Origin of the sequence: Flavobacterium sp. TMP13 (assembly GCF_050847115.1) — a bacterium.
Classification (GTDB): domain Bacteria; phylum Bacteroidota; class Bacteroidia; order Flavobacteriales; family Flavobacteriaceae; genus Flavobacterium.
Window position 1 is genome coordinate 3,310,473 of sequence record NZ_CP193656.1, and the last position, 21,618, is coordinate 3,332,090.

Sequence of the window (21,618 nt, forward strand, 5' to 3'; positions counted from 1 at the left end):
AAAATGTTAGACAAAATCATTCAGTTTAGTATAAAGAACAAGTTCATTATACTACTTTTTACCCTAATTTTAATTGGTTGGGGAGCATATTCATTAAAACATTTACCACTCGACGCCTTACCTGATGTAACCAATAATCAGGTACAAATTATTACAACTGCTCCTACTTTGGCCAGTCAAGAAGTAGAGCAACTCATTACCTATCCTTTAGAACAAGCTTTTAAAACAATTCCGAAAGTAGTTGAATTGCGCAGTATTTCTCGTTTCGGTCTGTCTGTAGTTACAGTAGTTTTTGAAGATGATGCCGATACATACTGGGCAAGAGAACAGGTTTTTCAACGTCTAAAAGAAGCCGAAGAAAATATTCCTGATTACGTGGATTCGCCCTCATTAGCTCCTATTACGACCGGACTTGGAGAAATATACCAATACGATGTTTATGCAAAAGAGGGATACGAAGATAAATATGATGCCACCAGTTTACGCACCATTCAGGATTGGATTATTGTCCCGCAATTACAAGGGGTTAAAGGCATAGCGGAGGTAAGTACTTGGGGCGGAAGCGTCAAACAATATGAAATTGCGGTCGACCCAAATCGCCTAAATAGCGCTAACGTTACAATTACCGAAATTTTTGATGCGCTACAAAAAAACAACCAAAACACCGGTGGAGCTTACATCGAAAAAGATGAATATGCATTTTTAATTCGTGGAGTCGGTATGGCAACAAACCTCACGGATATTGGCAATATTGTGGTCAAAAATCGCAATGGAACTCCAATATTAATTCGAAATATCGCTACGGTTCAATACGGAACTGCAATTCGATTTGGAGCAACAACAAAAGATGGTAAAGGCGAAATCGTGGGTGGTTTAGCGCTTATGCTAAAAGGCGAAAATTCTAAAGCTGTTGTAGAACGAGTGAAATCCAAAATGGCTGAAATTAACAAAATGCTTCCAGAAGGAGTTACAGCCGAAGCTTTTATTGACCGAAGTAAACTAGTCGATAATGCAATTGGCACCATTTCTAAAAACTTAATTGAAGGAGCTTTAATTGTTATTTTTGTACTGATTTTATTTTTAGGAAATCTTCGAGCTGGACTAATAGTTGCCTCTGTGATTCCGTTGGCCATGTTGTTTGCAGTTATACTAATGAATGCTTTTGGCGTAAGCGGAAATTTAATGAGTTTGGGTGCTATTGATTTTGGAATCATCGTGGATGGAGCTGTAATTATAGTAGAAGCTTCGATGCATCATTTGTATCATAAAAAGCGCAAGCGAGTTCTTAATCAAGAGGAAATGGATGTTGAAATTTATCAATCGGCATCTAAAATTAGAAACAGTGCTGCCTTTGGAGAAATCATTATTTTAATAGTGTATTTGCCAATTTTAACGCTAGTAGGAACCGAAGGAAAAATGTTCCGTCCAATGGCGATGACCGTTGCCTTTGCTGTTATAGGTGCTTTTATATTATCGCTGACGTACGTGCCAATGATGAGTGCTTTATTTCTATCTAAAAATACGGAGCAAAAACCTAATTTTAGTGATCGAATGATGACTTGGTTAGAAAATATATACGAACCCATTTTAAAAAGCGCCTTGCAAATTAAAAAAATTGTACTGGGAATTGCAGTAGCACTTTTTGCTTTTGCTCTAATTCTTTTTAGTCGAATGGGTGGAGAATTCATTCCGACAATTGAAGAAGGTGACTTAGCTATAAATGCTACTATTATGACGGGGAGTTCCCTTTCGCAAATGATCAAAACAACGACGAAGTACGAACAAATGTTAAAAGCAAAATTTCCTGAAATAGAAACTATTGTCTCCAAGATTGGTAGCGGAGAAATTCCGACCGATCCAATGCCTATAGAAAGCGCCGATTTAATTATTGTTTTGAAAGATAAAAAAGACTGGGTAACTGCTGATAATTGGCAGGATTTATCGTATTTGATGAAGGAAGAAATGGAGAAAATTCCAGGTGCAAACATCGAAGTTTCCCAACCGATACAAATGCGCTTCAATGAATTGATGACAGGAAGTCGAAGTGATATTGCGATAAAAATATTTGGAGAAAATTTAGAAACGCTAGATCTTAAAGCCAAAGAATTAATTCAAAAAATTAAATCTGTAGAAGGTATTGGCGATCTAAAAGCTGATAAAATAACCGGATTGCCACAAATTACCATTAAATACGATTACGATAAAATAGCTTTATATGGCTTGAATATAGCTGATTTAAATCAAATTATTCGGTCCTCTTTCGCTGGTGAAAAAGCAGGTAAAATTTATGAAGAGAACAAACGTTTCGATTTAGTCGTGCGCATGACCAATGAAAACAGAAATGATATTTCTGATGTGAGCAATTTATTTATTCCGTTGCCAAACGGACAACAAGTTCCCTTATCGCAGGTCGCTACTGTAGATTATGAAAATGGACCAGTACAAGTAAGCCGAGAAAATGGTGAACGACGTATTACAATTGGTCTAAATGTTCGCGGTCGAGATGTAAAAAGTGTAGTCGAAGAAATTCAGCAAAAACTAGACAAAGACTTTAAACTTCCTGCAGGCTATTATGTAAGTTATGGAGGCCAGTTTGAAAATTTAGTGGAGGCCAATAAACGACTTTCAATTGCAGTGCCATTAGCTTTAGCTTTTATTTTAGTTTTACTTTATTTTACGTTTAAAAGCGGAAAGCAAGCGATTCTTATTTTTACTGCGATTCCACTTTCCGCTATTGGAGGTGTTTTTGCCTTGTATTTAAGAGGAATGCCATTTAGTATCTCCGCAGGAATTGGTTTTATAGCCTTATTTGGTATCGCCGTTTTAAACGGAATTGTACTCATCTCCTACTTCAATCAATTGAAAGAAGAAGGAATTACATCACCGTTAGAACGAGTTTTAATAGGAACCAAAACCAGATTACGTCCAGTCTTAATGACTGCTGCAGTAGCATCACTCGGGTTCTTACCGATGGCACTTTCTACCAGTGGCGGCGCAGAAGTACAAAAACCTTTGGCAACCGTAGTTATTGGTGGCTTGATGACCGCTACTCTCTTAACTTTAATCATACTACCTATTCTTTATTTATTTTCAGAAAAAAAAATAAAAATGAAAATTAATCCTACTCTAAAAACAACATTAATCGTTTGTTTTATACTGTTTAACACGTCTGCTTTTGCTCAAGATGCCATTGTTGTTAGTTTGAGCGAAGCAGTAACTTTGGCAAAATCCAATAACAGCAGTCTTAAAATTGCTACTAAAGAAGTTGAAAAACAAACGCTGCTAAAAAAGACTGCTTTTCAAGCAGATCCTTTACAGATTGAATATCAAGGCGGACAAATAAATGGTGAACTTTACGATAACAATTTCTCAGTGCAACAATATTTCCCTATTGGAAAAAGCACTAGTACCAATCGCAAACTACAGCAAGCACTAGTGAAGCTAGCTGAAAACCGAAAAGCGTTAACTTCTTATGAAATAGAAAAAGCAGTAACCTTGGCTTACTATCAATACTTGTATGGCGTGGCATTGGAACAGCTGAATTCTGAATTAGAAATTATTTACAGTGCATTTTTAAAAAATGCAGAGTTGCGTTATAAAACAGGAGAAAGTGGGCAAATTGAAGTCATTAGCGCAAAAGCAAAGTGTATGGAAATTTCGACAGAGAAAGTACAAATTCAATATGATTTGGCTATTTATCAAAAGCAGCTCCAATATTTCATCCAAACGGAACAAACTGTTATTCCTGATAAAAAAACTCCTTTGGAATTTCAGGGAAATATGGGTCTGGAAGAAGCTCCTATTCAAAAACTATTAGAGAATTATTACCAGCAGCAAGTGACTGTTTATGAAAAAGAAGTAGAAAGTTTGCAAGCACAACGCGCACCAAAATTAGGTTTAGGTTATTTTGCACAAAGTCTGGATCAGCGTTATTACTACCAAGGTTTTACAGCAGGATTACAAATCCCACTTTTGGGACAAAATTTTTCGACTAAAGCAAAAGCAGCACAAATACAAGTCGAGCAAACTAAAATGGAATATAATAATTCGAAATGGCAACTAAAATTATACATGGAGGAATTGAAAAGTGAATTTGAAAAGCAACAAAGTGGCTTAGTTTATTATCAAAATGAAGGATTAAAATATGCGGAGTCAATTATAAAAACAGCGCAAGTAAGTTACTTCAGTGGCGATATGAATTACTGGATGTACATTGGTTATTTGAATCAAGCGATTGATATAAAAAAACAATATACGACCTCTTTACAAGCCTACAATCAAAGCGCTATTACTTTACAATTTCCATCAATTCAAAAAAACTAATAGAATGAAAAATATATTTCCAATAGTATCAATAAAACTTTCAACAGTTGTTATAGTTCTTCTTTTGACTTTATGTCAGATTTCGTGTAAACAAAAGGAGGAAGAAAATCATGCAGAAGATAATCACGAAGACGAAAAACCAAAGACTGAAGTTTCGCTAACTGAAGATCAATACAAAACGGTAGGAATTGCAACTGCTCTGGTCGAAGAAAGGAACTTAAAATCGATTATAAAGGCGACAGGAACAACTACAGTTCCTCCTCAAAACTCAGCAAATGTAGCAACTTTAATGAGCGGAGTAGTTAAAGATATTTACGTTCTAGAAGGCACTTTCGTAAAAAAAGGAACCGTTTTGGCTACCCTAAAAAATTTAGAAATTACCGAAATTCAGCAAGAGTATCAGTCAGCTTTGGCAAGTATCGAATATTTGCAATTAGAGTTCGATCGCCAAAAGATTTTAACTGATCAAAATATTACAGCACGCAAAGTTTTTCAAGAGGTAAAATCAAAACTGAAAATGGAAGAAGTGAGAGCGCAAGCCGCAAAAACTAAATTAGAAACCTTGCACGTCAGTCCAAACTCTAAAAGTGGTACCATTCCAATTATAAGTCCTATAAACGGTTATGTTGGCGAAATTAGTATCCGAAAAGGTGGATTTGCAGCAACCGGAATTACGTTGTTCGAAGTTGTTGATAACAGCCAAATGCACTTGGATTTGGATGTATATGAAAAAGATTTGTATAGCATTTCTATTGGTCAAGAAGTCGATTTTATACTGACGAATCAATCTAATAAATCAATAAAAGGAAAGATTTTCGGAATTAATAAATCGTTTTCCAACAGTAGTAAAACGGTTGCAGTACACGCTAAAATTGATCCGAAGGATTCTAAAGATCTCATTTCCGGAATGTACGTTTCCGCAAATATCGATATCGACCGAGCCAAAGTAAAAGCTTTGCCTAAAGAAGCTGTTATTCGCAATGGGGACAATTACTATGTTTTTATGAAAGAAATTGAAAACCATACCATTACAAAAGACGAACACAATGAAGTTCATTTTAAATTGATAGAGGTAATTGTTGGCACTACTGATATGGGGTATACCGAAATTAAATTTGTAACTTCAATTCCTGAAGATGCAGAAATTGTAACTAAAGGCGCTTTCTATCTGCAATCAGCTTTGATTGGCGGTGGCGAGCATTCACATTAAAAAATAAATAATGGATATTAAACAACATTGGGATAACGTGTTTACAACAAAAACTCCTTCAGAAGTAAGTTGGACACAAGAAGCTCCCAGCACAGCTATTGCCTATTTGGAAAATTTGCAATTACCTAAAAATGCTGCTATTATAGAAATTGGAGGCGGAGAAAGTAATTTTTGTGAAATTTTACTAGATAAAGGATACGAAAATATTTGGATATTAGACATTTCTGAAGTTGCACTTCAAAAAGTAAAAAACCGTTTGGGCGAAAGAGCAAATCGTATTCACTGGGTTACCTCAGACATCATTGAATTTAAAACCAATATAAAATTTGACTTTTGGTACGATAGAGCTGTTTTTCACTTTTTAACTTCTTCAGAAGAGATAAATACGTATGTCAATTTAGTAGCAGATTCTATGGCTGATAAAGGGAATTTTTTACTAGGAACTTTTTCAGAAAATGGCCCGCTTAAGTGCAGCGGTTTAGCCATTACTCAGTATTCTGAAACTAAAATGAAATCATTATTTATAGAAAACTTTGAACCAGTACACTGTTTTAAAGAGCAGCATCAAACTCCATTCGAAACGATCCAAGAATTTCAATTTTGCGGATTTAAAAAATTAAATAAATGAACGGATACAAATCAAATAATCGCAAAGTAATAAAGTCTTGTTGCGCTACAGATGAGCATGAAAGTCACGGAAGTGATGATCACGACGAACACAATCACGATTTAGGTGATCAAACAAGAATGCGACTGTTTTTACCAGCTATTATATCTTTTTTACTATTATTGATTGCAATCTTAATCGATAATTTTTTTCCACAAGATTGGTTCTATGGATGGATTCGAATAGTATGGTATGTAGCGGCATATCTACCTGTTGGATTTCCTGTCATTAAGGAAGCTTGGGAAAGCATTTTAAAAGGTGACGTTTTTTCTGAATTTCTATTAATGGTTATTGCGACCTTAGGCGCTTTTGCGATAGGAGAATATCCTGAAGGTGTTGCCGTAATGTTATTTTACGCCGTAGGTGAAATTTTTCAAACACTAGCGGTAACTCGTGCGAAAACAAATATAAAAATACTACTTGACCAACGTCCTGATGAAGTAACTGTTTTGGAAGACAATAAACTCAAAGTCGTTAAAGCAGTCGCCGTAACTATCGGTTCTATTGTACAATTAAAAGCAGGAGAAAAACTAGGCTTGGATGGTGAATTATTGTCTGAAACAGGATCTTTTAATACCGCTGCTTTGACTGGAGAAAGCACACCTGATACCAAAACGAAAGGCGATTACGTTCTTGCGGGTATGATTAATCTAAATAAGGTCGTTCAAGTAAAGGTAACAGCTTTGTATTCAGACAGTAAATTATCGAAGATTTTAGAAATGGTACAAGATGCTACAACTAAAAAAGCACCAACAGAATTGTTCATTCGCAAATTTGCTAAAATATACACTCCAATTGTAACACTTTTGGCGGTGTTGATTTGTGTGCTTCCATACTTTTTTGTCGAAAACTATATTTTTAGAGATTGGTTGTATCGAGCTTTAGTTTTCTTAGTGATTTCTTGTCCGTGCGCATTGGTAATCTCAATTCCATTGGGTTATTTTGGAGGTATTGGTGCTGCTAGTAAGAACGGCATTCTTTTTAAAGGTTCAACTTTTTTAGATACGATGGCAAGTATTCAAGCAGTAGTAATGGACAAAACAGGAACACTAACGAAAGGTGTTTTTAAAGTGCAAAAAGTAATAGCAGAGAATGTTTCAGAAAAAGAATTAGTACAATATGTAGCTGCGTTAGAAACATACTCTACTCATCCTGTAGGAACAGCGATTATTGAATATGCAAATGGTGCGGAGAGAGACAGTACTGTGAGAGATGTTGAAGAAATTGCAGGACATGGTTTAAAAGGAAATGTGGATGGAAAAATTATTCTAGCAGGAAACAGCAGGTTAATGCAGAAGTTTAATATTGCTTATGATGAATCTATTAATAAAAATCCTTTTACAATTATAATTATTGCCATAGAAAACCAATATGCAGGATATTTTCTAATTGCCGATGAAATCAAAGAAGATGCAAAATCAACCATCAAGCATTTACAAAACTTAAACATTAAAACGGTTATGCTTTCCGGTGACAAGCAATCGGTGGTTACTGCTGTAGCAAAGGAATTAAATATTTCTGAAGCTTACGGTGACCTATTGCCCGAAAATAAGGTCGAAAAAGTTACTGAACTAAAAAACCAAAACTTAAAAATTGCTTTTGTCGGCGATGGAGTAAATGATGCTCCTGTAATCGCATTGGCTGATGCTGGAATAGCAATGGGTGGATTGGGAAGTGACGCGACCATAGAAACAGCTGATATCGTAATCCAGAACGACCAACCTTATAAAATTTTTACCGCAATCCAGATTGGAAAAAAGACAAAGCAAATAGTGTGGCAAAATATTGGTTTGGCATTCGTTGTTAAAGCAATTGTACTGATTTTAGGAGCGGGAGGCTTAGCTACAATGTGGGAAGCCGTATTTGCCGATGTAGGTGTCGCTTTATTAGCTATTTTAAATGCAGTTCGTATTCAACGTATGAAATTTTAAGTTAAGAGAAATAAACAATTAATAAAAATAATTTAAGCAGACAATTATGGAAATTATAACAGCTCATAATGATAACTCAAAGTATAAAACAACGATTCGCTCCACAAGCGGAAACATAGTAATAGCTGACGAACCTACAGAATTAGGTGGTGCTAATCTAGGATTTTCTCCAGTAGAACTATTAGCAGCTGCACTAATTTCCTGTACAGCAATTACTTTAAGAATGTATGCTGATCGAAAAGAATGGAACTTAATTGATATAATAGTAGAGGCAACTAGTGAAGTGAGAGAAGATGGCAGTACTTTGTTTAAATTGAATATTAAACTTTTTGGAGAAATTGACTCCAAACAGAAAGAGCGTTTACTAGATATAGCTAAGAAATGCCCGATTCATAAAACACTCTTACATACAATGGAAATAGACACTAAACTTGAATAACATGGAATTCATACAAAACAACAATGGGCGAAGGGGAAACTTCGTTGCCATCGAACAAGGCAAACAAGCAGGAATAATAACATACATATGGAAAGGAGACGATGAGATCATTATCGAGCATACTGAAGTTAACGACGAATTTAAAGGTAAAGGAATAGCAAAAAAGCTGGTTATGGCTGCAGTTAATTATCCACGTACAAATAACATTTTTATCATTCAAGTTTGTCCGTTTGTTAAAGCAATGTTTGATAAAACAGAAGCAATTCGTGATGTTTTAGCGTCCTAGTTTTACATAGAATGACTTTGGATCAATACATAATGTTGTGGGGAAATCTTAAAATCTAGATATTTGTGATTCCAAATTATACCAAATATAAAATTCCTATAGCGAACTAATCAAGTTATTATTACCTGAAATCATTGTTGAATATTTTGAATTGACTTCTTATAAAAGGGAAGAAGAGATACTTCATCTGTATTTGAAAGAGATCAATTCAATTCCTAAAGAATACAGAGATTTTAAGTTAAGTTCTAAATGATTCTACGAAGAGATAACTGTTTAAGATTTTCCCATTCGTGGACATCAAGTATATCTTGATATTAAAGAGATCAATAGATTTCAGTCCAAATAATTGTAACGCTATCGCCTGTTTCTAAGATGTTTCTGGAAGAAATCTGCAATATCAGTACAAAGATTATTTAAGTGATTTTAAAGCTTGGGAACAAAAGTCGCATACAAAACAATGGTTTGTTTTTCCTAAAAACATTGGAAAACGCTTGTCAATAGATGAAATGTCTCCCTCTAATGCCGAACTCTATGCTATTTTAACCAACAAAGCTGGTAAAGGTAGAAAGGGAACCTTTGTATTTATAATTGCGGGAACTAAAGCAGAAACAGTAATTACTATACTAGAAAAAATAACATCAAAGTTACGAAATTGAGTTGCCGAAATAACACTCGATCTGGCGGCTAATATGGGGCTTATTGCTAAGAAATGCTTTTCGAATGCAGTAAGAGTTACCGACCGATTCCATGTTCAAAAACTAGCGCTCGAAGCTTTGCAACAAATCAGGACTAAATATAGGTGCCAAGCAATTGACATGGAGAATGATGCTATTGAAAAAGCTAAATCCACAAAAACGAAATTCGAATCTAAGATATTATCGAACGGTGATACTAGTAAGCAACTATTATCTAGAAGTAGGTATATTTTATATAACAACAAATCAAAATGGTCTAACAACCAAACCGAAAGAGCTAAATTATTATTCGTATTATATCCTAACATTGAAAAAGGATATCAGCTTGCTCAAGACTTAAGGAATGTTTTTGAAAATACTACCGATAAAATTTATGGTTTATCCAAATTAGCAAAATGGCGTGAAAAGGTAGCTCAAGCTGAATTTAAATCATTTAATACCAGATCTAGATCAATACAGAGTCACTATCAAACAATCGTAAACTATTTTGACAACAGAAGCAGAAATGCTTCATCAGAATCTTTCAATGCCAAAATAAAAGCTGTTAGATCTCAATTTAGAGGAGTGAGGAATGTTGAATTTTTCTTGTTTAGATTATCTAGCATTTTGCTTAATCCCCAACTTTTGCGTTTGATGGTACATAATGCCTTAAATTGGGTCAATAGATATTGTTGTGATCCAATATTTATGCCTAATTTTTGCTAATCCCCAGGTTTTCGTTATGAACCAAAAAAACTAAGTAGCAACGTATTAAGAAAACACAAATTGTTTAAACAAAACTAAATTTAAAACGAAAAAACCCTAATTCGTTAGAATTAGGGTTTTAAAAAGAAAGGCGACGACATACTCTCCCACATAACTGCAGTACCATCTGCGCAGGCGGGCTTAACTACTCTGTTCGGGAAGGGAAGAGGTGAGCCCCGCCGCAATAACCACCTTAAGGAGTTATAATTGCTTTGGGCAATAACTTAATTATTAATTATCAATTATAAATTGTTAATTATCAATTAAACAATATCTTAACATACTGAGATAAAGAAACGTAAATAGTATTAGAAAGGTTCCTCCCCCGACTTGCATCGGGGGAAAAGTGTACATAAGCTTACGGATTATTAGTACTACTCGACTATGACATTACTGCCTTTACATCTATAGCCTATCAACGTGGTCATCTCCCACGATCCTTAAAAGAAATCTCATCTTGTGGTGGGTTTCGCGCTTATATGCTTTCAGCGCTTATCCCTTCCAAACGTAGCTACTCTGCGATGCTCCTGGCGGAACAACAGATACACTAGAGGTTTGTCCAATTCGGTCCTCTCGTACTAGAATCAGATCCACTCAAATTTCTTGCGCCCACAGTAGATAGAGACCGAACTGTCTCACGACGTTCTGAACCCAGCTCGCGTGCCACTTTAATGGGCGAACAGCCCAACCCTTGGGACCTTCTCCAGCCCCAGGATGTGACGAGCCGACATCGAGGTGCCAAACCCCCCCGTCGATATGAGCTCTTGGGGGAGATCAGCCTGTTATCCCCGGCGTACCTTTTATCCTTTGAGCGATGGCCCTTCCATGCGGAACCACCGGATCACTATGCTCTACTTTCGTACCTGATCGACCTGTATGTCTCTCAGTCAAGCTCCCTTATGCCATTGCACTCTACGCACGGTTACCAAGCGTACTGAGGGAACCTTTAGAAGCCTCCGTTACTCTTTTGGAGGCGACCACCCCAGTCAAACTACCCACCAAGCAATGTCCCCCGTATTACGGGGTTAGGCCTCAGACAAACAAAGGGTTGTATTTCAACAATGACTCCACAACGCCTAGCGACGCCACTTCACAGTCTCCAACCTATCCTACACATCATTTGTCCAAGGTCAATACTAAGCTATAGTAAAGGTGCACAGGGTCTTTTCGTCCCACTGCGGGTAAACGGCATCTTCACCGTTACTACAATTTCACCGAGCTCATGGCTGAGACAGTGTCCAGATCGTTACACCATTCGTGCAGGTCGGAACTTACCCGACAAGGAATTTCGCTACCTTAGGACCGTTATAGTTACGGCCGCCGTTTACTGGGGCTTCATTTCAATGCTTCTTCTTGCGAATAACATCTCCACTTAACCTTCCAGCACCGGGCAGGTGTCAGGCCCTATACTTCATCTTACGATTTTGCAGAGCCCTGTGTTTTTGATAAACAGTCGCCTGGACCTCTTCACTGCGGCCAGCATTGCTGCTGGCGACCTTTCTCCCGAAGTTACAGGTCTATTTTGCCTAATTCCTTAGCCATGAATCTCTCGAGCACCTTAGGATTCTCTCCTCGACTACCTGTGTCGGTTTGCGGTACGGGTACTAATTACCTGAAGTTTAGAGGTTTTTCTTGGAAGCCCTTAGGCGCACTATCTATTTGTCCGAAGACTCCTAGTACTATCGTATTTCCCCAAGCCGCGTGGATTTGCCTGCGCAGCTTATAGGTAGGTACTTCAACGAACTATTCCGTCAGTTCGCGGCGCTTTCATCACTCCGTCACCCCATCACAGTAATCAGTAGTACGGGAATATTAACCCGTTGGCCATCGACTGTCCCTTTCGGGTTCGCCTTAGGTCCCGACTAACCCACAGCTGATTAGCATAGCTGTGGAAACCTTAGTCTTTCGGTGTGCGGGTTTCTCGCCCGCATTATCGTTACTTATGCCTACATTTTCTTTTCTAACCAGTCCAGCATGCCTAACGACACACCTTCAACCCTGTTAGAATGCTCCCCTACCACTTACAATAAATTGTAAATCCATAGCTTCGGTAATATACTTATGCCCGATTATTATCCATGCTCGTCCGCTCGACTAGTGAGCTGTTACGCACTCTTTAAATGAATGGCTGCTTCCAAGCCAACATCCTAGCTGTCTGGGCAGACGAACCTCGTTCTTTCAACTTAGTATATATTTGGGGACCTTAGCTGATGGTCTGGGTTCTTTCCCTCTCGGACTTGGACCTTAGCACCCAAGCCCTCACTGTTATGAAACATTATATAGCATTCGGAGTTTGTCAGGAATTGGTAGGCGGTGAAGCCCCCGCATCCAATCAGTAGCTCTACCTCTATATAACTTTACGCATAACGCTGCACCTAAATGCATTTCGGGGAGTACGAGCTATTTCCGAGTTTGATTGGCCTTTCACCCCTACCCACAGATCATCCCAAGACTTTTCAACGTCAACGGGTTCGGTCCTCCACTGTGTGTTACCACAGCTTCAACCTGTCCATGGGTAGATCACACGGTTTCGCGTCTAACACTACTGACTAAAGCGCCCTATTCAGACTCGCTTTCGCTACGGATCCGTGGCTTAACCACTTAACCTTGCCAGCAACGTTAACTCGTAGGCTCATTATGCAAAAGGCACGCCGTCACCCCACGAAAGGGCTCCGACCGCTTGTAAGCGTATGGTTTCAGGATCTATTTCACTCCGTTATTCACGGTTCTTTTCACCTTTCCCTCACGGTACTGGTTCACTATCGGTCTCTCAGGAGTATTTAGCCTTAGCGGATGGTCCCGCCAAATTCAGACAGGATTTCTCGTGTCCCGCCCTACTCAGGATACCACTATCCTTTACATTCATTACCTATACGGGACTATCACCCTCTATGGTTCTACTTTCCAGTAGATTCTAATTCTTCATGCAAGAAATATCGTGGTCCTACAACCCCAATATTGCCGTAACAACATTGGTTTGGGCTAATCCGCGTTCGCTCGCCACTACTTACGGAATCACTTTTGTTTTCTTCTCCTCCGCCTACTTAGATGTTTCAGTTCAGCGGGTTTGCCCACCTATCGGTGTACTATGTCTTCAACATAGTGGGTTGCCCCATTCAGGTATCTACGGATCAATTCGTGTGTGCCAATCCCCGTAGCTTTTCGCAGCTTATCACGCCTTTCATCGCCTCTGAGAGCCAAGGCATCCCCCATACGCCCTTATTTTGCTTATTGTACTACTCTTTAAGTCTAAAGAAATAAGTACTAAGTATTAAGTTTACACTAAATACATAAAACTTACTCATTCATAACTAAAAAGTGTTCTTTCTACTTATTTTTTTACTATTTTCTTATCTCAATATGTCAATGAACTTTTTTCCTTACGGAACTGTGGAGAATAACGGAGTCGAACCGTTGACCTCCTGCGTGCAAGGCAGGCGCTCTAGCCAGCTGAGCTAATCCCCCAATTTAATTATGAATTGTGAATTATGAATTATGAATACCATTCATAACTCCTCAACTCTAGAATTTCTTCTTCTTTTTAAGTAATTAGTTGTCTCGGACAGACTCGAACTGTCGACCCCTACATTATCAGTGTAGTACTCTAACCAGCTGAGCTACGAGACAATATGATCTTTTGATTTAAGTGATTTGACTCCCTTTGCTCTAGATCCTAAAATCCAGGGCTGAAAACCAGCATTAAACAATCATAAATCTGTACCTTTTACTTAATTGTATTATTTGAACTAACAGCAGAGTAATAAAATAAATCCTTCTTGAAACCAATAAAAATCTTCGTCTTTTTCCCAAGAGTGCAATAAATTGCTAACACTTAGGCTCTAGAAAGGAGGTGTTCCAGCCGCACCTTCCGGTACGGCTACCTTGTTACGACTTAGCCCTAGTTACCAGTTTTACCCTAGGCAGCTCCTTGCGGTCACCGACTTCAGGCACCCCCAGCTTCCATGGCTTGACGGGCGGTGTGTACAAGGCCCGGGAACGTATTCACCGGATCATGGCTGATATCCGATTACTAGCGATTCCAGCTTCACGGAGTCGAGTTGCAGACTCCGATCCGAACTGTGACCGGTTTTATAGATTCGCTCCTGGTCACCCAGTGGCTGCTCTCTGTACCGGCCATTGTAGCACGTGTGTAGCCCAAGGCGTAAGGGCCGTGATGATTTGACGTCATCCCCACCTTCCTCACAGTTTGCACTGGCAGTCTTGTTAGAGTTCCCGACATGACTCGCTGGCAACTAACAACAGGGGTTGCGCTCGTTATAGGACTTAACCTGACACCTCACGGCACGAGCTGACGACAACCATGCAGCACCTTGTAAATTGTCTTGCGAAAGATCTGTTTCCAAACCGGTCAATCTACATTTAAGCCTTGGTAAGGTTCCTCGCGTATCATCGAATTAAACCACATGCTCCACCGCTTGTGCGGGCCCCCGTCAATTCCTTTGAGTTTCAAACTTGCGTTCGTACTCCCCAGGTGGGATACTTATCACTTTCGCTTAGCCACTGAGATTGCTCCCAACAGCTAGTATCCATCGTTTACGGCGTGGACTACCAGGGTATCTAATCCTGTTCGCTACCCACGCTTTCGTCCATCAGCGTCAATATATTAGTAGTAACCTGCCTTCGCAATTGGTATTCCATGTAATCTCTAAGCATTTCACCGCTACACTACATATTCTAGTTACTTCCTAATAATTCAAGTCTAGCAGTATCAATGGCCGTTCCACCGTTGAGCGATGGGCTTTCACCACTGACTTACTAAACCGCCTACGGACCCTTTAAACCCAATGATTCCGGATAACGCTTGGATCCTCCGTATTACCGCGGCTGCTGGCACGGAGTTAGCCGATCCTTATTCTTACAGTACCGTCAAGACTCTACACGTAGAGTTGTTTCTTCCTGTATAAAAGCAGTTTACAATCCATAGGACCGTCATCCTGCACGCGGCATGGCTGGATCAGGCTTGCGCCCATTGTCCAATATTCCTCACTGCTGCCTCCCGTAGGAGTCTGGTCCGTGTCTCAGTACCAGTGTGGGGGATCTCCCTCTCAGGACCCCTACCCATCGTAGCCTTGGTATGCCGTTACCATACCAACTAGCTAATGGGACGCATGCTCATCTTTTACCGATAAATCTTTAATTACATCTTGATGCCAAGTCGTAATACTATAAGGTATTAATCCAAATTTCTCTGGGCTATCCCTTTGTAAAAGGTAGATTGCATACGCGTTACGCACCCGTGCGCCGGTCTCTAAGTAGCAAGCTACCTATACCCCTCGACTTGCATGTGTTAAGCCTGCCGCTAGCGTTCATCCTGAGCCAGGATCAAACTCTTCATCGTATATTGTGCGAGATAGATAAATCTATCTCTATTTATTTTTGACTCCGAATTATCTAGTGGTTATTCTCAAAATCTTTCGATTCTATTACTCTTATTCTTTGTTTTGAAATCTCTCTCAAAACGGCTGTCAATTCAATATGTCTAGGAACGTATTCTTCTGTATTTTAAAACCTCAATTCTCACTTGTTTAAGTGTCTCTCAAGGCGGCTGCAAAAGTACAAACTCTTTTCTAATCTCACAAGAAAAAAATGAAATTTATTTTGAGCCTTTTTACAAACTCTAAAACCATTCTTCCTTGTCAGTATCTCAAATAACTTGCGCCTTTAGCGGGGTGCAAATGTAAAACGTTTTTTCTTAGTACACAAACTTTATTTTGATATTATTTTTGAAGAAAATCTCCGCTGTAATATCTCAATTCGTAGTCAGTAAAAAGTAGAACGTGTCGTTGTTGCGGGTGCAAAAATAGTCACTTTATTTACATAAACAACCCTTTTTATTGCATTATTTCAATCTTTTTTTTAATAAATTCTTAACTCTTTGGAAACCTTAAACTTGTGAACACTTTACACTCTGGTGTTTTTAGCCCTTTACATCGCTTGCGATCGTTTCCTTAGGATTTACATGGGTTATTTGCTTCTGGACGCCTTACTCCCCTTGATATTAGTAGCTTTTTGAGACATTAAATTCAATAACAGCTATTACCTTTTTTAAAACTTCACTGTTTTTATTGGGTTTTGAGAGGTTTCTTTGTCACTTTATAATAATACTAGGACTTCGAATTCGATTCAGTTAATCTTACTGCTGTATTTACTCCTTATATATAGGTCGCAGAAACTTGCTTGGTCTGAAACACAAAATTTAAACAGAATAGCTAAATCCTAGCCCTGGCAGCAGCGGCATCCTTCTATTGCTTTCTTTAAGCAATAGAAGATACAGCGAATGACAGGAAATAGCTCCCGAAACTAAAAAATATTCCTAAACCTATATATAAAGGAACGTGTTGAATGTATCAAAACTTAAATTTCAGTCTTTTTGGATGGTTCTTTGTGCTGCGAGCTCTTGCCAGTGTTTACTTAGATCTTCATAATTCACTGGTTTCGCTTCTTTTTGCTTGACTAACCTACCCGATTCGAATGCTCGATCTAGAATGGTTTCGATCAAATAATCTTCATTAACCTCATACGGCCTGTACTCTTCTTTTAAACTGATGTCAAATACGTTGGCTGTGCCGTTCGCCCAAAAGGCTTTCCAACCGCTTTTTAGGTTTTTAACCAACTCGTAAGTTGTATTACCCGTTTGTCTGTGGATCAATTTTACTAAAATCTGACCTTGTTTGCGCGATAGTTTTTTAAGCTTGGCTTCAAATCCATTAGTAAGATAGTGTTCGACAATTTTGAAATACTTTTTTTTCTCTTTATTTGTTGACAAACGTTCCATGCCTTTGTTAAGCGCGGTCAATCTTTCTGCAGCAAGTTTGGCGTACGGGTAAGTTTTGTACACTCGATTTTGAAGAATCAAAAACTGTTTGTGCGTTTCAGCATCTAACTTTTCTTTGGTAATGATAATTTCGGGTAATTCGATAGTATCATTAAGTATCGAATCTTTTTCGGTTAACACATAACCCATCTGTGAATTTGCATTTGGAGTTCCTTGCGCGTGACCAATTATCGAAATAAAAAGCAAACAAAATAAATGATAGGTAAACTTCATTGAGTTATTAATTAAAATGTAAAATTATGCATTATCTATGCAACTGTGATACCAAATTTATAATTTAGCAAAAAAATATTTTTATGAGTACAAAATCAATTTTAAATAATGATTCAATGGCTTTTTTAGAAAGCTACCTTAATAATGCTTCACCAACGGGTTACGAAAGTAGCGGACAAAAAATTTGGATGGATTATCTGAAACCGTATGTGGATACTTTTATAACGGATACTTATGGAACTGCGGTTGGAATTATAAATCCAGATGCACCTTACCGAGTTGTTATTGAAGGACACTCAGATGAGATTTCTTGGTATGTGAACTATATTAATGAAGAAGGTTTAATTTATGTGATTAGAAATGGTGGTTCTGACCATCAAATTGCACCTTCAAAACGTGTCAACATTCATACTAAAAAAGGAATTGTAAAAGGTGTTTTTGGATGGCCTGCCATTCATACAAGAAATAGAGCAAAAGAAGAGCCTGCAAAAGTGGACAACTTGTTTATTGATATAGGTTGTTCTACCAAAGAGGAAGTTGAAAATTTGGGCGTTCATGTAGGTTGTGTAATTACATATCCTGATGAATTTATGATTTTGAACGAAAATAAATTTGTTTGTCGTGCAATTGACAATCGAATGGGTGGCTTTATGATTGCTGAAGTAGCACGTTTATTACACGAGAATAAAATCAAGTTACCTTTTGGTTTATACATCACCAATTCTGTACAAGAAGAAGTAGGTTTGCGCGGTGCCGAAATGATCACGAAAACAATCAAACCGAATGTTGCTATTGTAACCGATGTTTGCCATGATTCTACCACACCAATGATTGATAAAAAAATTGAGGGAGAAACAAAAATTGGCGCTGGACCTGTGATAACTTATGCTCCTGCTGTACAAAATAATTTGAGAGAATTAATTTTAGATACGGCTGTTGCGAATAATATTCCGTTTCAACGTTTGGCTTCTTCAAGAGTTACAGGAACTGACACTGATGCTTTTGCTTACAGCAATGGTGGAGTTGCTTCTGCTCTAATTTCTCTTCCGCTTCGCTATATGCATACCACTGTAGAAATGGTGCACAGAGAAGATGTAGAAAATGTAATTAAATTGATTTATGAATCTTTATTGAAAATTGAAAACAATGCTACGTTTTCCTATTTTGAGTAAGGTTTAGAATTGAAACTATATTTAAAATGCGAATTTGAAAGTTTCAAATTCGCATTTTTTTTTATTTGAACTGAGCGAACACAATTAGTACAATTGAAATGAGGGCCAATAGTAATCCAACGTAATTCAGTTTAGATAACTTTTCTTTAAAGGCAATTACGCCAGCCAAACTTCCTAAAATAATCACACCCATATTCATTCCTGCAAAAACAGTAGATGGATTTTCTGAAAAAGCATGATGCGCTTTTAAATAAAATAAGATGTTTCCGAAGTTAAACAATCCTACCAAAAATCCGAAAAGTAAATTTTTAAAATTAAAAACTTCTTTTTTAATCAGTTGCTGATACAAAACCACAATTGCCATAATTAAGAAAGCAATCGCAAAAACCATAAACAAAGATGTGGTATACGGAACAACAGTATAAATGGCTATCTTTTTAAACAGTATATCTATTACTCCAAATCCTAGAAAAACAAGAAGTGGATATTTCCAACTGGATTGGCTCGACTCTTTTGTTTTAGAAAGAATACAGAATAGTGCTGAAAATCCGAAAAGAATTCCGATTATTTTGGACGTCGTAAATTCTTCTTTAAATATAAACCAAGCTGCCAAAATGGGAATGAAAAGCGATAACCGTTGTGCAGCATCGGTTTTTACAATTCCGATATTTTTAATAGACGCAATCAAAAACATAAAAACTACTGGCAATAAAACACCCAAACTTCCGTAAACCACAAAAGGAGCATTCTCATCAATAGCACTTAATCTCGGTTCGAAAGCAAACAAGCAAAACAACATTGCAAAAAAGTAATTGAACAGTACTATTTGAAAATTATTGTTTTCGTATTTACGGCTTGTTTTAAAAATAATCCCGACCGAAACACTGCAAATTATACTCAATATTAAATACAACATAACTTTTATTTTAAATGAAATATAAAACTTAAAGATGAATTGATTATCAACTTCAATCAAAAAAGCCACTCAAATAAATGAATGGCTTTGTTCTGATTTGACTGTTATATATTAGATAAAAATCCTTAAAACATAATAAAATAAAGCAGCCAATAAAGCAGAGATTGGGATCGTTAAAATCCAGGCCCAAACCAAACTTACCGTTACTCCCCAGCGGACTGCTGAAACTCGTTTTGTTAATCCAACACCAATAATAGAACCCGTAATAGTATGTGTTGTACTTACTGGAATTCTTAAATGTTCTGTGAAATATAAAGTTAAAGCTCCTGCAGTTTCGGCCGCAACACCTTCAAAAGAAGTTACTTTAGTAATTTTAGAGCCCATAGTTTTTACAATTTTCCATCCTCCACTTAAGGTCCCCGCTGCAATAGCAGAATAACATGCTAATGGAATCCATTCTGGCATAACGCCTGCTACATCTCCATCTGGCAAAGATACTTGCAGCCAAGTTGGCATCGATTCTATACTTAATCCTTCGCTATTAGCATATACAATTACAGCCGCTGCAATAATTCCCATTACTTTTTGCGAATCATTACCACCGTGTCCTAAACTAAAGGCTGCTGAAGACAACAATTGCATTCTTTTTAGCATTACTTCTGACTGGTGGTGCGTTAAGCTACTGAAAACCAAACAAAACAAACTTACTGCTAGAATAATAAATCCAACCAAAAGCCACTTTATATTGTGTGGATCAAAAGCTACATTCCAGAAATGAGATTCAAATCTCGATTCTCCAACGTCGTTAATTAGCATTTTACTAATAAACCAAACTGTTCCAATCATTAAAGCTACTGTAAACAACTTAGGATAAATACTTTTTCTAGCTGAATTTAACAACCAGATAGAAATTAAATATGACGCTAAAGCCCCTAAAAATGGTGCTAAAAAGATAAACGCGATAATAATAAATACACCGGTTGGCATTACTCCTGGTTTACCTGGATCGTACCAATTGACAATATTATACCAATGTCTTGTTATTGTTTCTCCACCTTCGATTACGGTATAATCGTCAAAACCATGTAAAAATATAGCGTGCGCAATTGCTGCACCAGCGAAACCACCAATTAAGGTATGAGACGAACTAGAAGGAATTCCTAACCACCAGGTTAATAAATTCCAACAAATTGCTGCAACAACACCTGCCAAAATTACGGCTAAGTTTATGTCAATGGTATGTGCTGTTTTTGCCACGGTGTCTGCTACTCCAAAACCAAAAACCCAGTAGGCTAAAAAGTTAAAAAAAGCAGCCCAAACTACGGCTTGAAATGGAGTAAGTACTTTGGTAGCAACAACTGTCGCTATCGCATTTGCTGCATCATGAAAACCATTGATGTAGTCAAAAACTAGTGCTAATACTATGATTATAAGTAGTAAAGTCATACGTTATTACTTCAGGAGAATAAAATTAAATTTAAGAATGCTTCACTGCAATCGACTCTAAAACACTAGCAACACTTTTGCATTTGTCAGTTGCCGATTCTAAAACAGATAAAACTTCTTTGTACTTAATAATGTTTTTAACGTCTGTTTCGTTTTCAAAAATCTCAAAAACCGCTTTGTTATAAACGTTGTCTGATTTATTCTCTAATTTGCTGATTCTTGCACACGCTGACTTAATTTTATCCGCATTTTTAAAATCACGCAATTCTTTTACCGCAGTTTGTATATTTTGACATGCTTCTAAATTAATCTCTGTCATTTTACGGATTGATTTAGTGATCTTGTCCACCTGATACAAGCGCATAATACTAGATGCACCGTGCAATCTATCTGCAACGTTGTCAATTGACGTTACCAAAGAGTGAATGTCTTCTCTATCAAAAGGAGTGATAAAATTTCTACTTAATTCCAAATTGGTTTGACGGGTAATATCTTCGCCTTTTTGCTCGAATCCATCAATTTTCTTAAAAAGAATTTCTCTTTCTTTTAAAGGAAGGTTTACCGCCTCGTGCAAGTTAGAAGCTAATTCTACTAAATTACTTGAAGCGTCTTCAAAAAGCGGAAAGAATTTTTTATCCTTAGGTACTAAAAATTGGAAAATACTATTTATTGACATTTTATTATTTTTAAGGATACAAAATTACGTCAATTATTTTTTGT

General features: G+C 37.5%; 12 protein-coding genes, 2 tRNA genes and 3 rRNA genes. 8 read left to right on the plus strand and 9 right to left on the minus strand.

All coding sequences use genetic code 11. The annotated features are described in order from the left end of the window. Positions 1–3 precede the first annotated feature (3 nt). The 7 genes from ACRASX_RS14290 to ACRASX_RS14320 all read left to right on the plus strand — a co-directional run bounded on the left by ACRASX_RS14290 (position 4) and on the right by ACRASX_RS14320 (position 10,256). Positions 4–4,323 carry a CusA/CzcA family heavy metal efflux RND transporter gene (locus tag ACRASX_RS14290; RefSeq protein WP_432221715.1) on the plus strand — a complete coding sequence of 1,440 codons (4,320 nt, stop codon included), beginning with the start codon at positions 4–6 and terminating at the stop codon, positions 4,321–4,323. Between the two features lie 4 nt (positions 4,324–4,327). Then, positions 4,328–5,533: an efflux RND transporter periplasmic adaptor subunit gene (locus ACRASX_RS14295; RefSeq protein WP_432221716.1), complete on the plus strand. Its 1,206-nt coding sequence runs from the start codon at positions 4,328–4,330 to the stop codon at positions 5,531–5,533. A gap of 10 nt (positions 5,534–5,543) precedes the next feature. Beyond that, entirely contained in the window at positions 5,544–6,161 is a 618-nt protein-coding gene (locus tag ACRASX_RS14300) for a class I SAM-dependent methyltransferase (protein WP_066306927.1), read from the plus strand. Then, positions 6,158–8,131, plus strand: coding sequence for a heavy metal translocating P-type ATPase (locus ACRASX_RS14305; RefSeq protein WP_082706561.1), 1,974 nt, complete (start codon positions 6,158–6,160; stop codon positions 8,129–8,131). Before ACRASX_RS14300 ends, ACRASX_RS14305 begins: the two co-directional genes overlap by 4 nt. 46 nt (positions 8,132–8,177) lie before the next feature. Continuing rightward, on the plus strand, positions 8,178–8,570 hold the full coding sequence (locus tag ACRASX_RS14310; RefSeq protein ID WP_066306928.1) for an OsmC family protein: 393 nt from the start codon (positions 8,178–8,180) through the stop codon (positions 8,568–8,570). A gap of 1 nt (position 8,571) precedes the next feature. Further along, the gene (locus ACRASX_RS14315; RefSeq protein WP_066306932.1) at positions 8,572–8,856 is read left to right on the plus strand and encodes a GNAT family N-acetyltransferase; all 285 of its coding nucleotides are present in this window, start codon (positions 8,572–8,574) and stop codon (positions 8,854–8,856) included. 689 nt (positions 8,857–9,545) lie between these two features. Further along, positions 9,546–10,256, plus strand: a complete 711-nt coding sequence (locus tag ACRASX_RS14320) for an ISAon1 family transposase (RefSeq protein ID WP_066306934.1) — start codon at positions 9,546–9,548, stop codon at positions 10,254–10,256. A gap of 125 nt (positions 10,257–10,381) precedes the next feature. Here ACRASX_RS14320 and rrf read toward each other — a convergent pair. From rrf to ACRASX_RS14350, 6 genes are all read right to left on the minus strand, one after another. Next, positions 10,382–10,491, minus strand: a 5S ribosomal RNA gene (gene rrf, locus ACRASX_RS14325). Between the two features lie 152 nt (positions 10,492–10,643). Further along, positions 10,644–13,529: ribosomal RNA gene (locus ACRASX_RS14330) — 23S ribosomal RNA — on the minus strand. Positions 13,530–13,686: 157 nt separating this feature from the next. Further along, positions 13,687–13,760 (minus strand) — tRNA-Ala (locus ACRASX_RS14335). Between the two features lie 88 nt (positions 13,761–13,848). Further along, positions 13,849–13,922: transfer RNA gene (locus tag ACRASX_RS14340), tRNA-Ile, on the minus strand. Positions 13,923–14,138: 216 nt separating this feature from the next. Beyond that, a 16S ribosomal RNA gene (locus tag ACRASX_RS14345) occupies positions 14,139–15,654 on the minus strand. The 16S, 23S and 5S rRNA genes sit together here with 2 tRNA genes alongside, the layout of an rRNA operon. 1,023 nt (positions 15,655–16,677) lie before the next feature. Further along, positions 16,678–17,364, minus strand: a complete 687-nt coding sequence (locus ACRASX_RS14350; RefSeq protein WP_432221717.1) for a DUF4294 domain-containing protein — start codon at positions 17,362–17,364, stop codon at positions 16,678–16,680. An 83-nt stretch (positions 17,365–17,447) separates the two neighbouring features. Here ACRASX_RS14350 and ACRASX_RS14355 point away from each other — a divergent pair, with 83 nt between their 5' ends. Continuing rightward, a complete protein-coding gene (locus ACRASX_RS14355; protein ID WP_066306306.1) occupies positions 17,448–18,536 on the plus strand; it encodes a M42 family metallopeptidase in 1,089 nt (362 codons plus the stop codon). Positions 18,537–18,597: 61 nt separating this feature from the next. Here ACRASX_RS14355 and ACRASX_RS14360 read toward each other — a convergent pair whose 3' ends face one another. The 3 genes from ACRASX_RS14360 to ACRASX_RS14370 form a co-directional block, all read right to left on the minus strand. Then, entirely contained in the window at positions 18,598–19,452 is an 855-nt protein-coding gene (locus ACRASX_RS14360; RefSeq protein WP_432221718.1) for an EamA family transporter, read from the minus strand. A gap of 111 nt (positions 19,453–19,563) precedes the next feature. Then, on the minus strand, positions 19,564–20,898 hold the full coding sequence (locus ACRASX_RS14365) for an inorganic phosphate transporter (protein ID WP_432221719.1): 1,335 nt from the start codon (positions 20,896–20,898) through the stop codon (positions 19,564–19,566). Positions 20,899–20,929: 31 nt separating this feature from the next. Next, entirely contained in the window at positions 20,930–21,574 is a 645-nt protein-coding gene (locus tag ACRASX_RS14370) for a DUF47 domain-containing protein (RefSeq protein ID WP_432221720.1), read from the minus strand. Positions 21,575–21,618 lie beyond the last annotated feature (44 nt).

Excerpts from the sequence above, each read along its gene's own strand:
- ACRASX_RS14290 (WP_432221715.1), top strand. The coding sequence starts at position 4 with ATGTTAGACAAAATCATTCAGTTTAGTATAAAGAACAAGTTCATTATA.
- ACRASX_RS14295 (WP_432221716.1), top strand. The coding sequence starts at position 4,328 with ATGAAAAATATATTTCCAATAGTATCAATAAAACTTTCAACAGTTGTT.
- ACRASX_RS14300 (WP_066306927.1), top strand. The coding sequence starts at position 5,544 with ATGGATATTAAACAACATTGGGATAACGTGTTTACAACAAAAACTCCT.
- ACRASX_RS14305 (WP_082706561.1), top strand. The coding sequence starts at position 6,158 with ATGAACGGATACAAATCAAATAATCGCAAAGTAATAAAGTCTTGTTGC.
- ACRASX_RS14310 (WP_066306928.1), top strand. The coding sequence starts at position 8,178 with ATGGAAATTATAACAGCTCATAATGATAACTCAAAGTATAAAACAACG.
- ACRASX_RS14315 (WP_066306932.1), top strand. The coding sequence starts at position 8,572 with ATGGAATTCATACAAAACAACAATGGGCGAAGGGGAAACTTCGTTGCC.
- ACRASX_RS14320 (WP_066306934.1), top strand. The coding sequence starts at position 9,546 with ATGGGGCTTATTGCTAAGAAATGCTTTTCGAATGCAGTAAGAGTTACC.
- ACRASX_RS14350 (WP_432221717.1), bottom strand. The coding sequence starts at position 17,364 with ATGAAGTTTACCTATCATTTATTTTGTTTGCTTTTTATTTCGATAATT.
- ACRASX_RS14355 (WP_066306306.1), top strand. The coding sequence starts at position 17,448 with ATGAGTACAAAATCAATTTTAAATAATGATTCAATGGCTTTTTTAGAA.
- ACRASX_RS14360 (WP_432221718.1), bottom strand. The coding sequence starts at position 19,452 with ATGTTGTATTTAATATTGAGTATAATTTGCAGTGTTTCGGTCGGGATT.
- ACRASX_RS14365 (WP_432221719.1), bottom strand. The coding sequence starts at position 20,898 with ATGACTTTACTACTTATAATCATAGTATTAGCACTAGTTTTTGACTAC.
- ACRASX_RS14370 (WP_432221720.1), bottom strand. The coding sequence starts at position 21,574 with ATGTCAATAAATAGTATTTTCCAATTTTTAGTACCTAAGGATAAAAAA.